Source organism: Rhodococcus sp. OS5 (assembly GCF_056837585.1).
This window is the reverse complement of record NZ_CM166368.1, coordinates 3,792,422-3,808,196: the sequence shown is the minus strand read 5'-3', so window position 1 is coordinate 3,808,196 and position 15,775 is coordinate 3,792,422. Positions and strand designations below refer to the sequence as shown.

Sequence of the window (15,775 nt, the reverse complement as noted above, 5' to 3'; positions counted from 1 at the left end):
TCACTCTGTTAACCGGGACCACTGATGTAACACAGATTTAACGTGGCTTGCTTAGTCTCGCGTGCATGGATCGCCAAAAAGAATTCGTGCTTCGTACCCTGGAAGAGCGCGACATTCGGTTTGTCCGCTTGTGGTTCACCGATGTTCTCGGGTACCTCAAATCGGTGGCGATCGCCCCCGCCGAACTCGAAGGCGCCTTCGAGGAGGGAATCGGATTCGACGGTTCCGCCATCGAGGGATTCTCTCGAGTCTCCGAAGCCGACACCGTCGCTCGGCCCGACGCCTCGACATTCCAGATCCTGCCGTGGGCCCACAAGGACGGTGCGCAGCATTCCGCTCGCATGTTCTGTGACATCACGATGCCCGACGGTTCGCCGTCGTGGGCCGATCCGCGCCACGTACTGCGTCGCCAGTTGAGCAAGGCCAGCGACTTGGGCTTCAGCTGCTACGTCCACCCGGAAATCGAGTTCTTCCTTCTGGAGAACGGCCCGATCGACGGCACTCCACCGATCCCGGCGGACTCGGGCGGATACTTCGACCAGGCTGTGCACGATTCGGCTCCGAATTTCCGCCGCCACGCCATCGACGCACTCGAGTCGATGGGCATCTCGGTCGAGTTCAGCCACCACGAGGCCGCGCCGGGTCAGCAGGAGATCGATCTGCGCTACGCCGACGCACTCTCGATGGCCGACAACGTGATGACGTTCCGTTACGTCGTCAAGGAGGTCGCGATCGGTGAAGGCGTCCGGGCGAGCTTCATGCCCAAGCCGTTCAGCGATCAGGCCGGCTCCGCGATGCACACCCACATGAGCCTGTTCGAGGGCGACACCAACGCCTTCCACAATCCGGACGATCCGATGCAGCTCTCCGAGACCGGCAAGGCGTTCATCGCCGGCATCCTCGAGCACGCCAACGAGATCAGTGCGGTCACGAACCAGTGGGTCAACTCGTACAAGCGACTCGTCCACGGGGGAGAGGCACCCACTGCTGCGTCGTGGGGCCCGTCCAACCGATCGGCTCTCATTCGCGTCCCGATGTACACGCCCAACAAGGCGTCGTCACGCCGCGTCGAGATCCGTAGCCCAGACTCGGCTTGCAACCCGTACCTGACTTTCGCGGTCCTGCTTGCTGCCGGTCTTCGCGGCATCGAGAAGGGCTACACCTTGCCGCCCGAGGCAGAAGACGACGTGTGGTCGTTGACCTCCGCCGAGCGTCGCGCCATGGGTTACAAGGAACTGCCGAGCAACTTGGACAGCGCTCTGCGCGAGATGGAGAAGTCGGAGCTCGTGGCCGAAGCACTCGGCGAGCACGTCTTCGACTTCTTCCTGCGCAACAAGCGTCGTGAGTGGGAGGAATACCGCAGCCACGTGACGCCGTTCGAGCTCAAGACCTACCTCGGTCTGTGACGGTGAAACCGCCCGCTGCGAGATCAGCAGTTCCAGGACCGGGTCGACTCGGGCTGGTCGAGCCCACCGCTGCCGACGAGTTGCGTCAGCTCGGTTGGGTCGACGCCGAGAGCATCGAACTCTTGTGGTCGCTTTCGCGTGCCGCGAATGCCGACCTCGCTCTGCGCACCCTTGTGCGGATCAAGGACGGGCTCGGCGACGGGTGGCGCGAACTCGATCAGGTCCTGCGCAAGGACAAGAGCCTGCGCGGCCGTTTGTTCGCACTGGTGGGTGCGTCGTCGGCCTTCGGCGACCACCTGGCCGCGGATCCGATCGGCTGGAAACTGCTCGACGGCACCGCTCTGCCGACCAAGGACGAGGCGACTGCAGCGTTGCTCGAGGTCGTGGGTGCAACTGTCGACGAGGGTGCCACCGAAGGTTCATTGACCTACCGCGCCACGGTAACCGGGCCGGAAGCTGTTGTTGCTCTGCGTAAGAGCTACAAGGACCAGTTGATGCTGCTGGCTGCGGCTGATCTTGCGGCGACCGTCGAGAACGAACCCGTAGTTCCGTATCAGACTGTGGGGCACCAGCTTTCCGATCTGGCCGACGCCGCGCTGACCGCTGCACTTGCGGTGGCCATCGCAACGGTGTGTCCCGAGGGCAGCTGTCCGATCCGGCTCGCCGTGATCGCCATGGGCAAATGTGGTGCGCGCGAGCTGAACTACGTCTCCGACGTCGACGTGGTGTTCGTCGCCGAACCGGCCGATGCGACGGCCAGTCGCGTTGCCGGTGAGATGATGCGTATCGGTACCTCCGCATTCTTCGAGGTCGATGCTGCGCTGCGGCCCGAAGGCAAGCGCGGAGAATTGGTTCGCTCCCTCGAATCCCACATCACGTACTACAAGCGCTGGGCCAAGACCTGGGAGTTCCAGGCACTGCTCAAGGCTCGTCCGATGACCGGCGACATGGAGCTCGGTCGCCAGTACTCCGAGGCGATGAGCCCGATGGTGTGGATCGCCTCCGAGCGCGAGGACTTCGTCCCCGAAGTCCAGGCCATGCGTCGACGCGTCGAGGAAATGGTTCCCCCCGAACTGCGTGAGCGCGAACTCAAACTCGGCCGCGGAAGTTTGCGCGACGTCGAATTCGCCGTCCAACTCCTGCAATTGGTGCACGGGCGCGCTGACAGTTCGTTGCATGTCCAGAGCACCGTCGATGCACTGACTGCATTGGCGGCGGGTGGATACGTCGGCCGCGACGACGCCGCCAACCTGACTGCGTCGTACGAATTCCTGCGTCTGCTCGAGCACCGTCTGCAGTTACAGAAGCTCAAGCGCACACACACCCTGCCGCCGCCGGACGACGAGGAAGCGCTGCGTTGGCTGGCCCGCGCCGCGCACATGCGACCCGACGGTCGTCTGGATTCCCTGGGAGTCCTGCGCGCCGAGATCAAGCGGAATTCGCATCGGATTCGCCGCCTGCACGCCAAGTTGTTCTACCGCCCGCTTCTCGAATCGGTGGCGCGGATGGACAAGGAAGCACTGGTCCTGGGGCCAGAAGCCGCGGTTCGCCAGTTGGCCGCTCTCGGTTACACGGCACCCGAGCATGCTCTCGGGCATCTGACTGCACTGACGAGTGGCGCTTCACGCAAGGGTCGCATTCAAGCGCTCCTGTTGCCGACTCTGCTCGAATCACTCGCGGACACACCGGATCCCGATGCCGGTCTGCTCGCTTACCGCAGGCTCTCGGACGCGCTCGTCGACCAGACGTGGTTCCTGCGCCTGCTCCGCGACGAGGCTGCGGTGGCCGAGCGTCTGATGACCGTGCTGGGCTCGTCGGCGTACCTACCCGACCTGCTCATCAAGGCTCCCGACGTGATTCGCTTGTTCGCGGATTCGCCGAGTGGACCGCGCCTGGTCGAGCCGAAGCCCGAGGACGTCGCTCGCGGAATACTCACCGCCTCCGGCCGACACAGTGATCCCAATCGTGCTGTTGCCGCGGCCCGCTCGCTGCGCCGACACGAACTTGCGCGAATCGCGTCGGCCGACATCCTCGGCATGCTCGATGTTCCCGCCGTCTGCAAGGCGCTGTCCTCGGTGTGGGCCGCGGTGCTCAATGCATCGCTCTCCGCGGTGATCAAGGCCAGCGTCACCGAACTTGGGACCGAGGCGCCGGCCAGTTTCTCCGTCATCGGCATGGGCCGACTCGGCGGCGGCGAACTCGGCTACGGATCCGATGCGGACGTTCTGTTCGTGTGCGAACCCCGCGAGGGCGTCGACGAGACCGTTGCGGTCAAGTGGGCCAACAGCATTGCCGACAAGGTGCGCAAGCTTCTCGGGGCACCGAGTACAGATCCACCGCTCGAGGTCGACACCGGACTGCGCCCGGAAGGTCGCAACGGACCGATGGTACGAACCCTGGAGTCTTACGACGCGTACTACGCGAAGTGGGCTCAGGCGTGGGAGATTCAAGCACTCCTTCGTGCGCACCCGGTGGCCGGTGATCCTGAATTGGGACTGCGGTTCCTGCACATGATCGACAAGACCCGCTACCCCGAAGGCGGCGTCAGTGACGCGGCGGTGCGCGAGATCCGGCGCATCAAGGCGCGAGTCGATTCCGAAAGGCTTCCTCGCGGAGCCGATCCGGCGACGCACACGAAACTGGGTCGCGGCGGCTTGGCCGACATCGAGTGGACTGTGCAATTGCTGCAGCTGCGCCACGCCGACAAGATCGAGTCGCTGCACAACACGTCGACCCTCGAGACTCTCGACGCCATCGGCGCCGCGGAACTGCTCAGCGAAGGTGACGTCGAACTGCTGCGTGACGCCTGGATCACCGCGACGAAGGCACGCAACTGCCTCGTTCTGGTGCGAGGCAAGCCGACCGATCAGCTTCCCGGCCCGGGCCGTGTTCTCGCGGCGGTGGCGCAGGTCGCTGGATACGGCGACGACGCAGGGGAGTTCCTCGACAACTACCTGCGCATCACGCGTCGGGCAAAAGCAGTGGTGGAGAGGGTCTTCGGCGGGGAGTAGCGTTTTCGCTCAGTCTTGGCGAACCGGCGCATTCGCGGCGAACTTGCGGACTTCGGCGCCCTGCCACACGTGGGCGGGAACTCCTCCGCCGAGTAGCTCGCGCGCGAGCGCGGGTTGCCCGCCGATCGGTACGTCGCTGCCCGCGATGATCATGTTGCCGTAGCGACGGCCCTTGAGCATCGCGGGATCGGCGATGATCGTCATGTGTTCGAACTGCGCACCGATGGTTGCGGCTTCACTGCGCGCGCCCTGAAGATCCGGGGTGTCGCCGCAGTTGACGATGTAGATACCGCCCGGTGCCAGCACGCGTCGTACGTGGGTCGTGAATTGCGCCGTCGTCAGTGGTGTCGGAGTTGTGCTGCCGGCGAAGACATCTCGAATCACGATGTCCCGGGTGGACTCGGTGAGAGTTTCGGTGACGGCGCGGGCTTCTCCGACGCGGATGCGCAGAAGAGGCGCGCGCGGGAGGTCGAACCAATCGCGTACAAGTTCCGCCAGAGCACCGTCGATTTCGACCACCACTTGACGCGCGTCAGGGTAGGTGGCGGCGAAGTATCTGGCCATGGAGCAGGCGCCACCGCCGAGATGAAGCACCCGCAGGCGCTCGGCCTTGTCACGTTCGGAATCGACCAGATGCGCGATCCACCGCATGTACTCGAAATCGAGCACCGTGGGATCCGCGACGTTCACGTGGGAACTGGGCACTCCGTTGATCTGGATGATCCAACTGTCATCGGAGTACTGATCGCGGACTAGTTCGCACGTCCCGGTATCGATCGGAAAAGTGCCGGCGATGGGACCGGACTCGCCTCGCTCGGGAGTACTGCTGCGAGTTCTGGTCTTGCGAGTTCCCTTGGCCACTGTGTCCATGTTAGCCGTGCGCCTTTTTGGTAGAGGCGGCTACCAAAAAGGCGCACAGACCGGCAGTATTCTCGAGCTACTTCAGGCACACTCGTAGACAGAGTGTGATCGGTGACACAAATGCCGGCGCGTTCTTTCGTCGTCCGTGCATCACGAAGAATTTCGAGGAGTGCAGGTGAAGGTCAAGGCAGCGGTAGTCAAGGCGCCAGGTCAGGCATGGGAGATCGAAGAGGTCGAGCTGGGCGACCCGGTCTCGGGTGAGGTACAGGTCCGACTCGCCGCATCGGGACTGTGCCATTCGGACGAACATTTGCGTACGGGCGCCAGCCCGCTGCCCTTCTACCCGGCCCTGGGCGGGCACGAAGGCGCCGGAGTGGTGACGAAGGTCGGACCGGGTGTCGCGAGCGTCGAAGAAGGCGACCACGTGGTTCTCGCCTTCATCCCGGCGTGCGGACGTTGTCCGTCCTGTGCGAAGGGTCTGCAGAACATCTGCGACGAAGGAGCCGGCCTGTTGACCGGGCAGGCGATCTCCGACAAGACGTACCGCGTCACCCTCGACGACGAGCCGGTCATCCAGATGTGCCTGCTCGGAACATTTTCGCCGTACGTGACCGTCAACGAGGCGTCGGTGATCAAGATCGAGAAGGACATCCCGCTCGACAAGGCGGCCTTGCTCGGCTGCGGTGTTGCCACCGGTTGGGGATCGGCCACCGCAATCGGTGGAGCCAAGGTCGGCGACACGGTGGTGGTCGTCGGCGTCGGCGGCGTCGGAATCAACTCGGTGCAGGGTGCGGCGTCCGCCGGAGCACGATTTGTGATCGCGATCGATCCCGTCGAGTTCAAGCGCGACAAGGCAAAGGAATTCGGCGCCACACATACTTTTGCCTCCCTCGAGGAAGCGCTACCGGTGATCGGCGAGATCACCTGGGGCAAGATGGCCGACGTCACCGTGATCACCGTGGGCGAGATTCACGGCGACATCATTCAGCCCGCGCTCAGCGCGACGGGCAAGGGTGGCCAGGTCGTGGTCGTCGGAATGGGGCATTACGCAGATTCGCAGGTGACGCTCAGCCTCTTCGAGCTGACCCTTCTGCAGAAGCGTTTGCAGGGAGCCATCTTCGGCGGGGTAGGGCCACGGTCCCAGATTCCCAAGTTGCTCGATCACTACCGAAGCGGCGCACTCAAACTCGACGAGTTGGTGACCAAGACTTACAAGCTCGAGGAGATCAACGAGGGGTACGCCGACATGCTCGAAGGAAAGAATCTGCGCGGGATGATCGTCTACACGGAGGACGATTACTGATCGTTTCCCTTTGACTGAAGGCTCCGGCCCGGCACCACGCTTCGTGGTGTCGGGCCGGAGTCTTCTGCCCCCACGCACATTTCTGTCGATCGATGAGTCGACTGCCCCCGTAGTGGGCACTCGCAGAGTGAGGAAACCGGGCACCGTGTCCGGATCTCAGTCCACGACTCGACAGAGAAGAGCAGAGCATGCCCTACATCACCACCTCCGACGGAACCGAGATCTACTACACCGAGCACGGCGTCGGCCGGCCGATCGTCCTCAGCCACGGGTGGCCGCTGAGTTCTGACGCGTGGCAGGTCGAGATGAAGTTGTTCGCCGACGCCGGATACCGGACCATCGCGCACGATCGTCGAGGACACGGTCGCTCGTCGAAGACGTACACCGGCAATGACATGGATACATATGCCAAGGACCTGGCTGAGCTGATCGACACACTCGACCTGAAAGACCTGGTCCTGGTTGGCCATTCGACCGGCGGCGGGGAAGTGGTCCGGTACGCGGCGCAGCACGGCAAAGGGCGCGTGGCGAAGGTGATCACCGCCGGCGCCGTACCGCCGATCATGGTCAAATCGGACGGCAACCCCGAAGGCACACCGATCGAGGTCTTCGACGGCATCCGTGAGGGAGTTCTGCGAGACCGATCGCAGTTCTACAAGGATCTCAGCGAGAGCTTTTACGGCGCGAACCGCGAAGGTGCCGACGTCTCGCAAGGGGCGAAGGACGACTTCTGGCGGCAAGGTATGTTGGTCAACCTCGCCGCGGCCTACGACTGCGTCAAGGCATTCTCGGAGACGGACCAGACCTCCGATCTCGAAGCCATCGACGTTCCGTTCCTCATCGCTCAGGGCGACGACGATCAGATCGTGCCGATCGGCGCAGCGGCCGAGAAGGCGATCAAGCTGGTGAAGAAGGGCACGCTGAAGGTGTATCCGGGCGCACCTCACGGTATCTACGGCTCATATCAGAAGACACTGGACCAGGACATTCTCGCGTTCATCGAGGACTGACGTCAGCGAGGCGGAAGGGAGCGGAGTCGAAAGGACCAGAGTGGGAAGGATAAAATTGCCATGTCTACACACGTTGCCTCACTACGCAATGGCCCCAGTGTCTTCGAGAACGAACTCGGGTCGATCTCGCAGCTCGACACGAGTTCGTTGCCGATCCTGTCCGGTCTGTCGATCAAACGAATTGTTCTCGGTCCCGGCGCGATCCGTGAACCACAATGGAACGTCAACGCGAACCAGATCGCCTACGTCACCAGCGGAACCGTGCTCGTCTCGATGTTGGGCAATGCTGACGAGTTCGCCAGTTTCGTGGTGCGAGCGGGGCAGATGTATCACGTCGAATCCGGCGCGATTTATCACATCGAGAATGTCGGAGAGGAGGAGGCGGAGATCATCGCCGCCCTGCGTACTTCTCTGCCGCAGCACTTTTCGTTGCAGAGTAGCGTCAGCGCAATGTCGAACGCGGTGCTCGGCAATACGTACGATCTCGCCGCATCGGCCTTCGACGTCTTCGGTAGAGCCGATGCGTCCCAGATAGTTCGGCGGGACGGCGCCGCCGTCGTTCCCGATACCGCCGGCCTTCCCAACGCGCATCTCTTCGATCTCGAAGGCCAGATCGCGCCTCTCGCATATCCGTACGGACAGGCGAAAGTGGCGCGAAAGCAGTATTGGGCGGCGCTGGAGGATCTTTCGATGTACTCGTTGACTATTCGCGAGAGTGGAATGCGTGAGCCACACTGGCATCCCGTCACTGCCGAAATGGGATACGTGCATCGTGGTCACGGGCGGATGACGGTCCTCGATCCGGACGGTTCGCTCGACACCTACCTACTGGAGCCCGGTCAGGTGTATTTCGTTCCGCGTGCCTATCCCCATCATATCGAGGTTCTAGGCGACGAGGACATCAATTTCCTCATCTTCTTCGACCAGCCGACACCGGGCGACATAGGCTACCGTGCAACGGCTTCCGCGTTCTCGCGCAGCGTTCTCTCGGCCTCGTTCGGCGTTCCGGAGCGGGAGCTGCCGCACTTCCCTTTCACTCCGATCGATCCGCTCATCGTCTCGCGGATCAATCCGATCGACCGCCAGCACTGACCGGCAAGGACGCCCATCATGGCCACCACGCTCACCGTGACCGATTACGGGACGATGCTCGACTTCACGTACGAGGACGCCCTCCGCTATCACGGTCCGCAGGCCCCGGGCGGCGTGGCGCATGCCTACAAGGTTCTCGAGCGCGCTCTCGGTGTGCTCGGCGGGGAAGGCTCCGTCGAGCGTCGCGAGCTGGTCGTCACCACCGCACACGGCGGACCAGGAGTGCGCGATGCGTTCGAGTTGGTCACGCGCGCGGTGACCGAAGGGCGGTACACCGTTGACAGTTCCTTGGCCAGGCGTGAACGTGGAAATACGCTCGCGCTGTATGTATTTCGGATCACCTATCGCGGCGCGAGCGTCACGCTGACTGTTCGGGAGGGGTTCGTCGTCGACGAGTTCATTACTCTGTCCCGTAAGTCCGACCGGACGGCCGAAGACGAGTCACGGCTGACAGAGCTCAAGCAGGAGATGGCGGATCGAGTGATGTCGAGCCCGGCCGAGAGCGTGTACGACGTCGACACCGGCACGCTCCCCGTCTGAGCGACGGCGGCGCAGGCGTCGGCGTGCAGAAATCTGGGCTGTCTGAAGTCAGCGGCTGGCGAACATCCTTATTCGTTGGTCGCGGCTGCGCTCGAGATGGTTGCGCATGTAGCCACGCGCGGACGATTCGTCCCTGGCGCGGATGGCGTTCAGGATCTCTTGATGTTCCGAATTGAGCAGGTCCGGTTCGCCGTAGTTCGACGGCGGGCCGCTGTCGTAGATTCGCAATTGGGTGGTGAGGCGGATCAGCAGTGAGGTGATCGTGGAATTGTGGGCGGCCTGCCAGAGGGCCTCGTGAAACTTGAAGTTCCCGGAACGCACCTCGGTGCCTTCGGTTGCAGTGCAGCAGAACTCGTGTAATCCGTCCAGGCGAGCAAGGTCGAGATCGCTGTGGCGGAGTGCGGCGGCGCCTGCCGCTTCCGATTCGAGAGCTACCCGCGCCGCGTAGATCTCGATGACGTCCTCGGGTGTGCCGGAACGGACACGAAAACCGCGAGCGGCTCGTTCGAGTAGTCCGTCGTGTGCGAGCCAGTTGAGTGCTTCCCGGATCGGGGTGCGGGATGCGCCGTACGATTCGCACAATTGAGTCTCGTGCAGCGGAGCGCCCTGGGGGAACTTGCCGGCCAGGATGTCGGCTCGCAGGCGCAGGTACTGCCGCGAGGTCTGATCGGACCGGCCGAGCGCAGCCTCCGGCACCAGCAGATCGGTGGTGCTCGTATCGGCGTCGAGATCCATGTGTCCTCATTCCTGTGCATGCAAGTAGAGCGCGTTCGATTATGCCATCGACGACGAGTGAGTACTTGCGTATACGCTAGTACTCATTTAGGTTCGTGCTTGTTCGTTTCCGAGGGAGAGGGTCCGAAGTGGCTGGAGAGACCGCGTCGCCGCTGGTGAGTGCCGTTGAACTCGACGCGATGCTGCGTGAGGGAGGCGTCGCCGTGCTCGACGCGACGGTTCATTTTCCTCCCGCGCGATTTGACGGCGACTATCGCCCGGAGTCCGGGTACGACGGCTGGGTTTCCTCGCACATCCCGGGTTCCCGACACGTCGACCTGATGGACGTCTTTTCCGAAAGGGAAGCGGCGCTGCATTTCACACGCCCGTCAACGGAGCAGTTGATGTCCGATCTCCAATCCAGTGGTATCGAACCGGGTGCGACAATCGTGATCTACGACCAGGGTTCGACCACTTGGGCATCACGGCTCTGGTGGGTGTTTCGCAACGCCGGCATCGAAGCAAGGGTCCTCGACGGTGGCCTCGCCGAATGGACTCGATGCGGCTTCGCCCTCGCGAGCGGCGACGACGTCACCCACACGTCGGCGTCGAAGCGTTGGAGTGTGACGGACCTTGGCCTGTGGGTCGATCTACCTCGCGTTGCCTCACTGTCCTCAGGAGAAGAAGCCGGAACGCTGGTGTGCGCGCTGGCGCCTGAGCAGTACGAGGGAACGGAGAAGACGCGATATTCGCGACGCGGACATATTCCGTCAAGTGTGAATCTGTCTGCGAAGGGTCTTCTCGACGCCGATGCCCGGATGCTTCCGGCGGACGATGTTCGGTCGAAATCTGCTGACGTTCTACCACCCGTCGCTGAACCTGTCGTGATCTATTGCGGCGGTGGAGTTTCGGCGTGCCTGACAGCACTCGCACTGATCCGCGGCGGCTATGAGGACGTCAAGGTCTACGACGGTTCGTTGGAGGAATGGACTGCAGATCCGACTTTGCCGATGGTTGTCGGCGGTGAGCCCGGCGGCGCGCTTGCGGATGTTCGATGTCCGCGGTCCTGAATCGCCGCAGTCCTCAATTACCTCCCGTTCTGAAGGAATTCTCATGTCTGACACTGTCTCTGTCGAAACCGTCGCGTCGGCGATCGACGCACTCCGCGATCAGGTACCGCTCGTCCAGTCGCTGACCAACATCGTTTCTGCGAACTTCTTGACCAATGTTCTGCTCGCCGCCGGCGCAAGCAACGCTCACATCGACAACGTCCACGAAGCGGGTGGGTTCGCTGCCATCGCCGGGGGAGTGCTCGTCAACCTCGGAACGCCGGACGACGGGACAGCCGAAGCTTTCCTGATAGCAGCAGAAGCGGCCCGAACTGCCGGTACGCCATGGGTTTTGGATCCCGTCGGTGTCGGCGGACTACCCTGGCGGAGCGGTATCGCTGTGGATCTGCTGCGCTTTCACCCCAGCGCCATCCGCGGGAACGCATCGGAGATCATCGCTCTGGCCGGACTCGGCGGTGACACCCGCGGCGTCGACAGTGCCTCCGATTCCGCCGACGCGGTGCCCGCCGCTCTGTCACTCTTGAAGCATGCGGATGCCGTGTCGGCATCCGGACCGGTCGACTACATCGTCGGCCGCGATGCGGGCGGTGACACCCAGGGCATCCGAGTCTCCGGTGGCAGCGCGCTGTTGCCGCGCGTGACCAGTACCGGTTGCTCTCTGGGCGGTCTTGTCGCCGCCTACCTCGCCGTCACGTCGACCGCGCTGGACGGATTGGTTGCCGCGCACACGCATGTTGCCGTGGCATCGGAGATCGCCGAGGAAAATGCCTCGGGCCCCGGTTCTTTCGCGGTCGCATACCTCGATGCGCTCTGCAGCGTGAATGCGGACACCATCCGCTCACGTGCCCGAATCGAATCGTTCGACCTGCCGGCTGGAGTGCAGAACTGATGGGCATCAAGACATTTTGGTATCTCACCCAGGCAGACGGGGGCTACCCGTGGAGCCCCGGTGGGCTGTTCCCCGTGGACGGGGCCAGGCAGATCGAGCTCGCGAAGACCATCGACGACGGCGGATTCGAAGGTGCGCTTGTTGCCACCTGGCCGAACGATCCGTTCATCTCGGCGACGTGGGCGGCAGCGCACACCACGCGCATGAAGTTCCTCGTCGCCGTCTACGCGAACATGACGCCGGCGCGACTGCTGGCGGAGAAGGCATTGACTTTCGACGCCTTCAGCGGCGGCCGACTGTTGATCAACTCGGTCAACGGACGCGAGAACATCCTGACCAAGTACGACATGAACGTGCCCCACGACGAGCGTTACGAGTTGGGGGAGCAGTACTGGGCGGACTTCCGCCGCATCTACGCCGAAGGCACGGAGTCGAACTTTCCCAACACACCACTGCGTATCGATGCGCCCGCTGGGCATCAGGTTCCGCTGTGGGGTACCGGTGATTCGCCTGCAGGCCTGGCGAATTCAGGCAAGGTGCTCGACACCTACTTGGCGATGCTGCGCGAGACTTCGTTCATCGAAGACAAATTCTCTGCCGCACGGGCGGCGGCGGAGGCAGCCGGGCGCGAGTTCACCGACTTCGGTGCGCTCACCGGTGTGATCGTTCGCCCCACCAAGGCGCAGGCGCACGACCGGTTCCGTTCGTTGTTCGAGAAGACGGGCGTCGAGCAGATCGCTCATGTCTTGGACAACGCAGTGCGTCGTCGCACTCAGGGGAAGCAAGACCTCAAGACCTTCACCGCCCGCGACGCTCAGCGACAGGGTTGGGCGGACAAGATTGCCTCCGGCCGACTTCCGGAACCGGAGGAGTTGTACGTCGGTGACGGGCTGTACGCGGGTATCACGGCGTGGTCACCCCTCGACATCTTCGGCACCGGGTCATCGGCCGTGTACTACGTCGGCGATCCGGATTCGATCACGGACTCGGTACGCACGCTTCGCAGCCGAACCGGTTTGACTGCACTGATCCTGGCAGGTTGGCCTCTGATCGAGGAAGCGAAGTGGGTTGCGGAGCATCTTGTTCCGCGATTCGACGAACTCAGCTGACGGCGCGCCGCAAGACAGTGGCACCGAGACCTAGAACGTCGCGGAGAAATGCTGTGGCAGTGTCGATTTCAGACGCAGTACATTCGAGAAGGATCTTGACTTCCACGTCCTTCTTGACGATGTCGGCAACAACGGCCACGGCGACAACACCGTTGCCGACGGCCGAGCCTCGGAACAGATCGATCCCGTCGCCGTCCGCGCTGACCGTGCCGTCGAGATAGCCGTAGTCGAGCGGATAGATCGCATCGGGGTACCGCGGGTGTGCCGACCCTCGGGGGCGATCGATCACGACAGCTGACGTGGCAGCCAGGTGATCGAGGGCGGCGAACAGATCTTCGCTCATCGTTACCGGTGCTCGCGCAGTAGCTGAGTCGGTGTCAGACCTGCCAGTGCACGCGTATCGCGTGCGAGGTGGGCTTGGTCGGCGTAGCCGGCGCGACCGGCCAGCGACGACAGCGTGAGTTTTGCGCCGCGGCTGAGAGTCAACACGTCCTGCATTCGTTGCACCTTCTGAATCAGTTTGGGGGACAGCCCGACCGCTGACGTGATCGATCGTCTGAAATGACGTTCGGAAACACCGAGGTCTGCAGCAATCTCTCGTATCGGCGTGGAAGGGGAGGAGATGAGCGCGGAGTAACCACGCTCGATTCCGTGGTCGGGTTCCAGTCCGCGCCACAACTGGCCCAGTAGGTGTGCGTCGACTGCCTCGTGGCGCAGGGCGTCGGCAAGTACCCGTGCTTGTCTGGAAGTGAGGATGTCGTCGATGGCGATCTTCGAATCCTGCACCGCATCGGCAGCTGTGCCGAGCAGGCTCCGCAGAGCCGGTGGATTGATCCGGATGCCCCACATGGTTGTACCGGCGGCGACCGAAACCAGATCGGCACCGGTGGCAGGTCCGACGAGCCACGACTTTCCGGTGCTGTCGACGATGAAGTCTGCGCAGAGATCGGGAAGAATCCGCTTTGCTTCCGTGGGCGCATGGGGGTCGGTAGTGCTTTTCCACGTGCAACTGAAGAGGCCGGCCGAACCGGTGATCCAAGTCTCGACATAGGTGTGGCCGTTTTGTTCAAGACTCGACGCTACCGTCCGACTACCGTCAAGAGCGAGGGTGTCAGTGCCGGTCATCAGATCATCGTCACACACTCGCCGATCACTTCTCGACCCGAAACAGGAGAAATACCGTGTCCGTCTCTCCGAGACTCGATCTCGTCGGAATCGTCACCAACGATCTCGCGCGTTCCCTCGCGTTCTACCGAACCCTCGGGCTCGACATTCCGGAAACACCCGCTGACGCTCCGCATGTGGAGTTCACTTTCGACGGTGGGCTTCGGCTGGCCTGGGACGCGCTGTCCACCATCGCGAGCTTCGATCCGGACTTCGCTGTCGGGGAAGGTCGACACCCCGTCGCTTTGGCCTTCGATTTCGGGACTCCCGCCGCAGTAGACGAGGCGTATCAGCGCATGACAGCCGACTTCCCAGGGCACAAGGCGCCCTTCGACGCCGTATGGGGGCAGCGTTACGCCGTTCTTCTCGATCCCGACGGCAATACTGTGGATCTCTTTGCCGCGCTCTGAATTCGAACGACGCAGGCCCCGAACGAATATCGGTCGGGGCCTGCGGTTGTCGGTGATCGAGTCGTTGTCAGTTCACCAAGCGTTCAGGGTGTCGAGGATCTGGCCTCGGGCCTTCCACAGTTCTGCACCCCAGTACGGCCACGAATGAGTGCCGTTGGCCGGGAAGCTGTACGTCGCCGGAATTCCCAGGGAGTTCATGCGCAGCTGGAATGCCCGTGAGTTCATCAGGGCCAGGGCTTCGAGGCCGATGGCGCTACCGGTATTCACGAAGTCGACGGGTCGACGCGGTTGATCGAACTGCCCGGGTAGGCCGCTCGCAGCGGAGATGTACAGCGAGAGCCCAGCCAGTTCGGGTGCAAACACGAAGGGATCGTTGCGGAGCCAAGCGGGGTTCCACGGCGGTCCCCACATTGCATCGACATTGAAGGACCCGGCGCTGACCATGGCCACCCGGATCGCCTCACGCATGCCTGGAGCTGAGATGTTGAGGTATCCCGAGAGCGAACCGGCGAACTTGAACTGATCGCGGTGGTAGGCGGCTAGCGTCAGTGCCGCGCTGCCACCCATGGACAGTCCGAGCACGCCGTTGTTGGTTCGGGAGACGCCGCGCGATTCCAGATAGGCGGGAAGTTCCTGGGTGAGGAAGGTTTCCCATTTGTACGTGACCGGCTGGCGATTCAAATTGCTGTTCGCATACCAGTCCGAGTAAAAGCTGGACTGCCCGCCGACCGGCATGACCAGCGTGACGTTGTCGCCACGATACTGCTCGAGAGCGTTGGTCTCGAAACTCCATGCGTTTCGGTCGTCGCGTGCTCGTAGGCCATCGAGAAGATAGAGCGCCGCGTTGCCGCCGCGCGAAGCCCACTGGATCTGAACCTTGATCGGTCCCATCGACGAGTCTACGAACACTTCCTCGTAGCCACCGGCCGGGGCGGTACGCGCGGGCGCTGCGGTCGCTACCGATCCGCTGATCAGGCCTGCGGTCAGGGGGAGTGCGAGTGCTGTCGCGGCGAGGCCCAGGATCCGACGCTTGATTCGTTTCGAAATGCGGTTTCTCGAAATATCCGGGTTCGAAATATCTGGGTTCTTCGCCAAATCTGTGTGAGCCTCGTGCATGTATCACTCCCGCCCCAAAGGTGCTTGCACACCGAAATCCGACCGAGCCCCCCGAGGCGCGGAATTCCTTATGACACTAA

At 62.9% G+C, this 15,775-nt stretch carries 15 protein-coding genes; 10 read left to right on the top strand and 5 right to left on the bottom strand.

What is annotated here, in order from left to right; genetic code table 11:
- The first annotated feature begins 65 nt into the window (after positions 1-65).
- A complete protein-coding gene (locus ACVZUB_RS17625; protein WP_003941637.1) occupies positions 66-1,406 on the top strand; it encodes a glutamine synthetase family protein in 1,341 nt (446 codons plus the stop codon).
- Positions 1,403-4,417 carry a bifunctional [glutamine synthetase] adenylyltransferase/[glutamine synthetase]-adenylyl-L-tyrosine phosphorylase gene (locus ACVZUB_RS17620; protein ID WP_030537556.1) on the top strand — a complete coding sequence of 1,005 codons (3,015 nt, stop codon included), beginning with the start codon at positions 1,403-1,405 and terminating at the stop codon, positions 4,415-4,417. The genes ACVZUB_RS17625 and ACVZUB_RS17620 overlap by 4 nt, the downstream gene beginning before the upstream one ends.
- Positions 4,418-4,426: 9 nt before the next feature.
- Here the strand turns inward: ACVZUB_RS17620 and ACVZUB_RS17615 are convergent, their stop codons facing one another.
- Positions 4,427-5,287 (bottom strand): spermidine synthase, encoded by an 861-nt coding sequence (locus ACVZUB_RS17615; protein WP_482627571.1) that lies wholly within the window; start codon positions 5,285-5,287, stop codon positions 4,427-4,429.
- 166 nt (positions 5,288-5,453) lie between these two features.
- Here ACVZUB_RS17615 and ACVZUB_RS17610 point away from each other — a divergent pair, with 166 nt between their 5' ends.
- The 4 genes from ACVZUB_RS17610 (at position 5,454) to ACVZUB_RS17595 (ending at position 9,223) form a co-directional block, all read left to right on the top strand.
- Entirely contained in the window at positions 5,454-6,581 is a 1,128-nt protein-coding gene (locus ACVZUB_RS17610) for an NDMA-dependent alcohol dehydrogenase (protein ID WP_003941634.1), read from the top strand.
- Between the two features lie 188 nt (positions 6,582-6,769).
- The gene (locus tag ACVZUB_RS17605) at positions 6,770-7,591 is read left to right on the top strand and encodes an alpha/beta fold hydrolase (RefSeq protein ID WP_003941629.1); all 822 of its coding nucleotides are present in this window, start codon (positions 6,770-6,772) and stop codon (positions 7,589-7,591) included.
- 60 nt (positions 7,592-7,651) lie between these two features.
- Positions 7,652-8,683 carry a cupin domain-containing protein gene (locus tag ACVZUB_RS17600; protein WP_007735448.1) on the top strand — a complete coding sequence of 344 codons (1,032 nt, stop codon included), beginning with the start codon at positions 7,652-7,654 and terminating at the stop codon, positions 8,681-8,683.
- A gap of 18 nt (positions 8,684-8,701) precedes the next feature.
- Positions 8,702-9,223, top strand: a complete 522-nt coding sequence (locus tag ACVZUB_RS17595) for a hypothetical protein (protein WP_063316171.1) — start codon at positions 8,702-8,704, stop codon at positions 9,221-9,223.
- A 48-nt stretch (positions 9,224-9,271) separates the two neighbouring features.
- On the opposite strand, the gene ACVZUB_RS17590 is transcribed toward ACVZUB_RS17595, so the two are convergent.
- Positions 9,272-9,958, bottom strand: a complete 687-nt coding sequence (locus tag ACVZUB_RS17590; protein WP_007735446.1) for a GntR family transcriptional regulator — start codon at positions 9,956-9,958, stop codon at positions 9,272-9,274.
- Between the two features lie 128 nt (positions 9,959-10,086).
- Here ACVZUB_RS17590 and ACVZUB_RS17585 point away from each other — a divergent pair, with 128 nt between their 5' ends.
- Genes ACVZUB_RS17585 through ACVZUB_RS17575 form a run of 3 tightly spaced genes read left to right on the top strand, consistent with a single transcriptional unit; the run spans position 10,087 to position 13,005 of the window.
- A complete protein-coding gene (locus tag ACVZUB_RS17585; RefSeq protein ID WP_082845759.1) occupies positions 10,087-11,007 on the top strand; it encodes a sulfurtransferase in 921 nt (306 codons plus the stop codon).
- Positions 11,008-11,050: 43 nt separating this feature from the next.
- Complete coding sequence (gene thiM, locus ACVZUB_RS17580) at positions 11,051-11,896, top strand: hydroxyethylthiazole kinase (RefSeq protein ID WP_482627570.1); 846 nt, start codon at positions 11,051-11,053, stop codon at positions 11,894-11,896.
- A complete protein-coding gene (locus ACVZUB_RS17575; protein ID WP_482627569.1) occupies positions 11,896-13,005 on the top strand; it encodes an LLM class flavin-dependent oxidoreductase in 1,110 nt (369 codons plus the stop codon). Before thiM ends, ACVZUB_RS17575 begins: the two co-directional genes overlap by 1 nt.
- Here the strand turns inward: ACVZUB_RS17575 and ACVZUB_RS17570 are convergent.
- Together ACVZUB_RS17570 and ACVZUB_RS17565 are read right to left on the bottom strand one after the other, a co-directional pair.
- Positions 12,998-13,348 (bottom strand): inorganic pyrophosphatase, encoded by a 351-nt coding sequence (locus tag ACVZUB_RS17570; protein WP_042921879.1) that lies wholly within the window; start codon positions 13,346-13,348, stop codon positions 12,998-13,000. The two genes, ACVZUB_RS17575 and ACVZUB_RS17570, sit on opposite strands and share 8 nt — an antisense overlap.
- Positions 13,349-13,350: 2 nt before the next feature.
- Positions 13,351-14,130: a helix-turn-helix domain-containing protein gene (locus ACVZUB_RS17565; RefSeq protein WP_234551554.1), complete on the bottom strand. Its 780-nt coding sequence runs from the start codon at positions 14,128-14,130 to the stop codon at positions 13,351-13,353.
- A gap of 56 nt (positions 14,131-14,186) precedes the next feature.
- Between ACVZUB_RS17565 and ACVZUB_RS17560 the strand changes: the two genes are divergently transcribed.
- Positions 14,187-14,579 carry a VOC family protein gene (locus tag ACVZUB_RS17560; protein WP_003941628.1) on the top strand — a complete coding sequence of 131 codons (393 nt, stop codon included), beginning with the start codon at positions 14,187-14,189 and terminating at the stop codon, positions 14,577-14,579.
- 72 nt (positions 14,580-14,651) lie between these two features.
- Here the strand turns inward: ACVZUB_RS17560 and ACVZUB_RS17555 are convergent, their stop codons facing one another.
- On the bottom strand, positions 14,652-15,695 hold the full coding sequence (locus ACVZUB_RS17555; protein WP_019748933.1) for an alpha/beta hydrolase: 1,044 nt from the start codon (positions 15,693-15,695) through the stop codon (positions 14,652-14,654).
- Positions 15,696-15,775: the final 80 nt, after the last annotated feature.

What these genes read in the sequence shown, in the direction of transcription:
- ACVZUB_RS17625 (WP_003941637.1), top strand. Translation starts at nt 66, where the DNA reads ATGGATCGCCAAAAAGAATTCGTGCTTCGTACCCTGGAAGAGCGCGAC.
- ACVZUB_RS17615 (WP_482627571.1), bottom strand. Translation starts at nt 5,287, where the DNA reads ATGGACACAGTGGCCAAGGGAACTCGCAAGACCAGAACTCGCAGCAGT.
- ACVZUB_RS17605 (WP_003941629.1), top strand. Translation starts at nt 6,770, where the DNA reads ATGCCCTACATCACCACCTCCGACGGAACCGAGATCTACTACACCGAG.
- ACVZUB_RS17600 (WP_007735448.1), top strand. Translation starts at nt 7,652, where the DNA reads ATGTCTACACACGTTGCCTCACTACGCAATGGCCCCAGTGTCTTCGAG.
- ACVZUB_RS17595 (WP_063316171.1), top strand. Translation starts at nt 8,702, where the DNA reads ATGGCCACCACGCTCACCGTGACCGATTACGGGACGATGCTCGACTTC.
- ACVZUB_RS17590 (WP_007735446.1), bottom strand. Translation starts at nt 9,958, where the DNA reads ATGGATCTCGACGCCGATACGAGCACCACCGATCTGCTGGTGCCGGAG.
- thiM (WP_482627570.1), top strand. Translation starts at nt 11,051, where the DNA reads ATGTCTGACACTGTCTCTGTCGAAACCGTCGCGTCGGCGATCGACGCA.
- ACVZUB_RS17575 (WP_482627569.1), top strand. Translation starts at nt 11,896, where the DNA reads ATGGGCATCAAGACATTTTGGTATCTCACCCAGGCAGACGGGGGCTAC.
- ACVZUB_RS17570 (WP_042921879.1), bottom strand. Translation starts at nt 13,348, where the DNA reads ATGAGCGAAGATCTGTTCGCCGCCCTCGATCACCTGGCTGCCACGTCA.
- ACVZUB_RS17565 (WP_234551554.1), bottom strand. Translation starts at nt 14,130, where the DNA reads ATGACCGGCACTGACACCCTCGCTCTTGACGGTAGTCGGACGGTAGCG.
- ACVZUB_RS17555 (WP_019748933.1), bottom strand. Translation starts at nt 15,695, where the DNA reads ATGCACGAGGCTCACACAGATTTGGCGAAGAACCCAGATATTTCGAAC.